Origin of the sequence: Roseiarcus sp., assembly GCF_052145395.1 — a bacterium.
In the GTDB taxonomy this organism is placed as follows: domain Bacteria; phylum Pseudomonadota; class Alphaproteobacteria; order Rhizobiales; family Beijerinckiaceae; genus Roseiarcus.
In genome coordinates this window covers 1-5,876 of sequence record NZ_JBKQOT010000506.1, presented here as the reverse complement: position 1 = coordinate 5,876, position 5,876 = coordinate 1, and the positions used below count along the sequence as shown (strand labels likewise).

Annotated in this window: 5 protein-coding genes and 2 pseudogenes; 3 read left to right on the top strand and 4 right to left on the bottom strand. The window is 64.2% G+C overall.

Translation table 11 applies throughout. The features are described 5' to 3' along the window. Positions 1 to 470, bottom strand: a pseudogene (locus tag ACLP25_RS17395) (DNA recombination protein RmuC); the annotation flags it as partial. A gap of 268 nt (positions 471 to 738) precedes the next feature. Between ACLP25_RS17395 and def the strand changes: the two are divergent. Next, the gene (gene def / locus ACLP25_RS17390; RefSeq protein ID WP_442470430.1) at positions 739 to 1,269 is read left to right on the top strand and encodes a peptide deformylase; all 531 of its coding nucleotides are present in this window, start codon (positions 739 to 741) and stop codon (positions 1,267 to 1,269) included. 118 nt (positions 1,270 to 1,387) lie between these two features. Here the strand turns inward: def and ACLP25_RS17385 are convergent, their stop codons facing one another. From ACLP25_RS17385 to ACLP25_RS17375, 3 genes and pseudogenes are all read right to left on the bottom strand, one after another. After that, positions 1,388 to 1,828, bottom strand: coding sequence for an AMP-binding enzyme (locus ACLP25_RS17385; protein WP_442470431.1), 441 nt, complete (start codon positions 1,826 to 1,828; stop codon positions 1,388 to 1,390). Between the two features lie 45 nt (positions 1,829 to 1,873). After that, a pseudogene (locus ACLP25_RS17380) lies at positions 1,874 to 2,678 on the bottom strand (AMP-binding protein); the annotation flags it as partial. Next, complete coding sequence (locus ACLP25_RS17375) at positions 2,663 to 2,935, bottom strand: AMP-binding protein (RefSeq protein ID WP_442470429.1); 273 nt, start codon at positions 2,933 to 2,935, stop codon at positions 2,663 to 2,665. The pseudogene ACLP25_RS17380 and the gene ACLP25_RS17375, both read right to left, overlap by 16 nt. A 369-nt stretch (positions 2,936 to 3,304) precedes the next feature. Here ACLP25_RS17375 and ACLP25_RS17370 point away from each other — a divergent pair, with 369 nt between their 5' ends. Then, positions 3,305 to 4,159: an EamA family transporter gene (locus tag ACLP25_RS17370; protein ID WP_442470428.1), complete on the top strand. Its 855-nt coding sequence runs from the start codon at positions 3,305 to 3,307 to the stop codon at positions 4,157 to 4,159. A 124-nt stretch (positions 4,160 to 4,283) separates the two neighbouring features. Next, on the top strand, positions 4,284 to 5,138 hold the full coding sequence (locus ACLP25_RS17365; protein ID WP_442470427.1) for a polyphosphate kinase 2 family protein: 855 nt from the start codon (positions 4,284 to 4,286) through the stop codon (positions 5,136 to 5,138). Positions 5,139 to 5,876: the final 738 nt, after the last annotated feature.

Genomic DNA, 5,876 nt, shown 5'->3' with positions numbered 1-5,876 from the left:
CCCGCCGGCAGGCCGTCGCGCACGATCGCCTCCATCCGCCCCTGGCCGAAGGCGCCGCGCGCCTGCTTGTTGGCCAAAATGTCCTTCAGCGACACGACCTCGCGCGTCATTTCGGTGAGCCGCGCTTGCGCAGCGTCGATCACCGCGAGCCGCTCGTTGAGCTTGCCGAGGTTCTCGCCGGTCCGGCGCGTCTGATTCTCGATTCCAGCCCCGAGCCAGTCGCCCATGCCGGAGAGGCGCCCGAAAAGCTCTGCATTGGCGGTCGCGAGCGCAGAAAACCGCGCCTCTATCGCCTCCTGCCGCTCGTCCGCGATCTCTCGCTCGCGCCGGCGCGCGGCGGAGGCGCGTCCGAGCGCGATCAGGGTGAAAAGCATGAGAAGGCCGAGCGCCGCCAGCGCGGCGGCGAGCGCCTCAGGCAGAGAGATCGGGATGCCGTCGAGGACGGCGATGGCGGCGTTGGCGCTGGGCACAGGCGATTCGGCGAAGTTTGGTCGAACATAACAAGAACACGTTTGACCGCATTCGTCCAGCCGATTAACTGTCCGTGAGAGGGCGATCGTCCTCCTTAAGCCAATGACGAGGCCCCTCCCCCACCACCACGCTTCGCGTGGTCCCTCTCCCCCGCTTCGCAGGGGCGGATATCCTTCCCCATGGCGCGTCAGCGGAATGGGGGAGGGGGACCGCCCGGAGGGCGGTGGAGGGGGGCCGCCACAATCGCCCGAACGGTTCCTTGCCCTCATGTCCCTTCGTCACATCATCACCCTGCCCGACCCCAAGCTCCGCCTGATCAGCAAGCCGATCGAGCGTGTCGACGCGGCGCTGACGAGGCTCATCGACGACATGATCGAGACGATGCACGACGCGCCGGGCATCGGGCTCGCGGCGATCCAGATCGCCGAGCCGATCCGCCTGCTCGTCGTCGACGTCGCCAAGAAGGAGGAGCCCGCGGCGCCGCAGGTCTTCGTCAACCCCGAGATCCTTTGGCGAACGGACGAGCGCTCGACCTACGAGGAGGGCTGCCTGTCGATCCCCGAATATTACGCCGAGGTCGAGCGCCCCGCCTCCGTTCGCGTCCGCGCCCTCGACCGCGACGGCAAGGAGCGCGAGGTGCTGGCCGAGGGGCTGCTCGCGACCGTGCTCCAGCACGAGATCGACCACCTTGACGGCGTCTTGTTCATCGACCACATCTCGAAGCTCAAGCGCGACCGGGTGATCAAGAAGTTCCAAAAGGCAGCCAAGCGCGCCGGCGAAGGCTCGCACGTGCTGTGACACCGCTTCCGACGGATTGGGCGCGAGGCTGGGGATGCGGGACGATTGACCGAAGCTTTGGCGCCACCTCGCGGCGTGGCGACGCCTGGGCCGGCATAGGTCGAACGGCGGCAGAAATCTACTGTGTGGAAATTGCCGCCGTGCGGCCACGCAACAAGTATTTTTGTATTTTACCGGTCGCGGTCTTCGGCAGTTCGTCGACGAACGAAACCCAACTTGGCGCTTTGAAGTGGGCAAGATGGTCACGCGCGAATTGGATGAGTTCGGCTTCCGTAGCGGTTTTGCCGGGACGGAGCACGACAAACGCATGCGCCGCTTCTCCCCATTTCGGGTGCGGCATGCCCACGACCGAGACCTCCTGCACCGCAGCGTGGCGAAGCAATGCGCTCTCGACTTCCACGGATGAGATGTTTTCCCCGCCGCTGATGATGACATCCTTGAACCTGTCGCGGATCTCGACATATCCATCGGGGTGAACGACCGCCTCGTCGCCGGTATGGAACCAGCCGTCGACAATCGCCTTGTTGGTTTCCGCGACATCGTGGAAATAGCCCTTCATCACGACGTTCCCGCGAACGCAGATTTCGCCGAGGGTCTGTCCGTCGTGGGGCACCTCCCGACCCGACTTGTCCGACACCCTGATTTCGCCCGAGCTCACCAACTCTACGCCCTGGCGGGCCTTGACTGTCGCGCGCTCGGCGAGCGGAAGCTTCCGATGCTCCGGAAGCTCCTCACAGATGAGTATGAAAGGCGAAGTCTCGGTCAACCCGTAGATATGCGTGACATTCCAACCCAGACCCCGCTCGATGCGTTCGATGGTGACGGCGGCGGGCGGCGCGCCGGCGGTCAGCAGACGCACAACCTTGCCCTCGGCGCGCTTGCGCGCGTCCTCCGGCGCGTTTGCAATACCGATCAGCACGGTCGGCGCCGCGCAAAGGGCGGTAATCGACTCGCGTCCGATCAGCTCGAAGATCATCGTCGGATCAACTTTGCGAAGGCAGACATGGCTCGAGCCGCGCGCCGTGACAGCCCAAACGAAGGTCCATCCGTTGGCATGAAACATCGGCAGCGTCCACAAGTACCGATCTTCTGGGGTTGAGGTAGGCGTTGCGGTGCGTGATCATGACGCCTTTGGGGCGTGCAGTCGTGCCGCTGGTGTAATTGATGGTGATCAGATCGTCCTCATCGATCTCAACCGGCGCAAAGGCCGTCGATTCCGCCTGGATCAAGCCCTCGTAATCAAGCCAGCCGTCCTTGGATCCCTCCAGCGCCACAAATCGCTCGACTTCAGACAATTGCGTTCGGACGCCCTCGACGGTGTCGAGATAGTCGCTGTGCACGCAAAGGACGCGGGCGCCGCTGTGGTTGACGATGTAGGTGAAGTCTTGTGCGGTTAGACGGTAATTGATGGGAACGAGCCGAGCACGGCGCCGATCTGCGGCACGGCGTAAAATGACTCAAGCTGCGCATGGGTATTCGGGGCGATATAGGCCACCCGGTCCCCTGCCTTGATTCCCATTTTTTGCAGGGAGGCTGACCAGCGGTCACAGCGCAGGAGAAATTCCTCGTACGTATAACGCAAATCTCCATCGATTATAGCCTCGCGCTTAGCATAGAGCTGACGCGCGCGCCGCGCGAAATCCATTGGGGTCAAGGCGACTTTCATGTCTGAGACCTCTGAGGGACCCGAGAAGGGCCAGAAGCGGCAGTTTGCCCGACTATGACACCTCGCCTCGATAGTCTGCAATTGACCGCTCAACGTCGACGCCGTCTGTCGGCGTAGCAACAGAGGGCGTCGAGCGCCTCGCGGCCCTTCTCCCGTCCGTAGCCCGACTTGCGGCGCCCGCCAAACGGCACGGCGCTCCTTGGCAAGCTCGCTTCAAAGCGCCGCCGACAGGTCTCAGGGCTGCCGGGACAGGCGCCGCAGGTTATCTCCGCCCCTCCGTCAGACGCCGCCACGCTCCGGCTGGCTTGGCCGCCCTGTTTTGGTTAGCGTCGTCCATGACAATTCTGCGACGGTCGGGACGGCGATGAGGTGACGACTTTCGTTTGGGCGGCGGTGCTCTCAGCGGCGTTGCTGCACGCCCTGTGGAATTCGGTGGTGAAAAGCGCGGGCGACAAGTTCATGAGCTCGGCGCGCGTCGCCCTGTGGACCGGCGTCGTCGCCGCGCTTGTCAGTCTGGTCACGCCGGCGCCGTTCGTGGCGTCGCTGCCGTATGTGATCGCTTCGGCGCTCATCCACGTCGTCTATTTTCTCCTCGTCGGCCGTCTCTATCGCAACGCCGATCTCTCCGTCGCCTATCCGCTGATGCGCGGTCTGGCGCCGCTGGTCGCGACGGCCATCGCAGCCGTGACCCTGCGCGAACTCCCGGATGCAGTCGCGCTCGCCGGCGTGCTGGCGCTCGTTGTCGGCGTGGCGACGACGGGGTTGTCCGGTCTCGCCCATGGGCGCATCGACCGTGTGACGCTCGTCGTCGCGCTCTTCAACTCTGTGATTATCGCAGTCTATACGGTCATCGACGGCGAGGGGGCCCGGCTCGCCGGACCCGACGCGGCGCACGCCTTCGCCTACAACGCCTGGTCGGACGAATTGACGGCGTTGCTCTATCTCCCGGTCGTGCTGGCGCTGCGCGGCAAAGCCGCAGGCCCGGAACTCGTGCGCGATTCGCCGCGGAGCGCCTTTGCCGGCCTCGCCGCATTCGGCGGATACGCGATCGTCGTCTGGGCGATGACGCAGGCGCCCATTGGCGCGGTCGCGGCGTTGCGAGAATGCTCTGTCGTGTTCGCCGCGATCATCGGCGTCGCGTTCCTCGGCGAACCGTTCCGCGGCGCGCGCGCTGGCGCGGCATTGCTGATTGTCGGCGGCGTGGTCGCGCTGCGGCTCGCGTGAGGCGCAGCGACCGCCGGCGCACGGGGGCCTGGGCGTCGACCCGGTATCGGACGCTCGACTTCGCTTGGCGATTTCGCCGATGTCATCATTTTGAGCTCTTTTGGGAGGGGAGGCTCCGCCGCTCATGAAGACCGCCGACTTTGTTGTTTCCAAACGTCCGAGGCTTTCCGACATCCAGCGCTTTCCGAAGGTCGACTTCGTCGACTACGAGCGCCGTCTCGAGGAACTTCAGGAAACGCTTCAACGCATTCAGCAGGCCTATCTCGGGACGCCCCAGCGCGCCGTCGTCGTGCTCGAGGGCTGGGATACTGCAGGCAAGGGCGGCGTTGTTCGCCGCCTGGGATGGGCGCTCGATCCGCGCAGCTTCAAGGTGCACTCGATCTCCGCTCCGACCGGGCGGGAGAAATCGCTGCATTACCTCCAGCGTTTTTGGGAGCGGCTGCCGCAGCACGGCCAGATCGTCGTTTTCGACCGCTCCTGGTACGGGCGCGTCATGGTCGAGCGCGTCGAGGGCTTCGCCACGCCGGCCGAATGGCGCAGGGCCTACGACGAGATCAAGGACTTCGAGCGCATGCTGATCGCCGACGACACGCGGCTGATAAAGCTGTTCCTGCACATCACCCCTGACGAACAGTTGCGCCGGTTTCGCAGCCGGCTGACCGATCCGCTCAAGCGCTGGAAGCTCTCCTACGAGGATTTCCGCAATCGCGCCCATCGGCGGGAATACGAGGAGGCGATCGAGGACATGATGCACAAGACCTCGACGCGCCAGGCGCCGTGGCATCTGATCCCGGCCAACGACAAGCCGTACGGCAGGCTGGCCGCGTTGCGCATCATGGTCGATCGTCTCTCCAAGAATGTGCCGCTGGATCCGCGTCCGCTCGATCCGAAAGTGCTCGAAGCGGCGGAGCGGCTCTTGGGAGTCTCCGTTCCTGCGAATGGCTCGCCGTCGAAGAAGAAAACCAACAACGTTACGTGAATTTACGCTTCCCAACGACTTTTGGCGCCCGACTGGAACGGCGGCAGCACGCAAAGAGCGGACAATCGCTTACGGCTCGGCGAACGTGACTAATCGGGCCTTTGCCGTTCCCGCTCGCTCCGGTACGGCAGAAGGGCGTCGACTCCGGCCGCCCTTGCGCGCAAGGAGCGAGCGTTCCGGCGCTGCGTGGCGAACAGGTCAATCGAAAGCCGCCGGTCAGCAAGCACTCAAGGCTTCAGGTCCTCGAAGCCTGAGGCGGAAGTCGTCAACTGCGGGCGCGAAGCCGTCGTCCAGATGGCTGAGGTCTCAACGAAAAGACGAGGGGAGTCGACGCGCTCGATCTCCAAACTATGAGCTTGGCCGTGGCGCCCCGGTGTCCGACTGTTGGGCCGTGGCGACAGAATTGTCGAGGGCCGCTTCTACCTCGGAACCCTTACCCGCCTCGCGCCTAGCAGTTCAGGATTTTGCCCGACGGGCCACGTGTCTCATCGGCGTCAAGCGCCCGGACTGCGTGAGCGGAGCGCAACAGGTATCGATTGTGGCGCAGATTAGCGCGTCGCCTCTGTTGGTTATCCGTCATCAACCTGCAATTCAAACACGCTAGCGGTTTATTGCGCGGCCTTTGGAAGCCCGGCGCCACAAGGTTTCTCTCGCGTCAAAAGGGGAGCAACCTGCATCAAGGGGGGTAACCTGATGTATAGAAACAAGTATCGCAACTCCGCCGCCGCTGCTCTCGGC

Excerpts from the sequence above, each read along its gene's own strand:
- def (WP_442470430.1), top strand. The coding sequence starts at position 739 with ATGTCCCTTCGTCACATCATCACCCTGCCCGACCCCAAGCTCCGCCTG.
- ACLP25_RS17385 (WP_442470431.1), bottom strand. The coding sequence starts at position 1,828 with ATGAAGGGCTATTTCCACGATGTCGCGGAAACCAACAAGGCGATTGTC.
- ACLP25_RS17375 (WP_442470429.1), bottom strand. The coding sequence starts at position 2,935 with ATGAAAGTCGCCTTGACCCCAATGGATTTCGCGCGGCGCGCGCGTCAG.
- ACLP25_RS17365 (WP_442470427.1), top strand. The coding sequence starts at position 4,284 with ATGAAGACCGCCGACTTTGTTGTTTCCAAACGTCCGAGGCTTTCCGAC.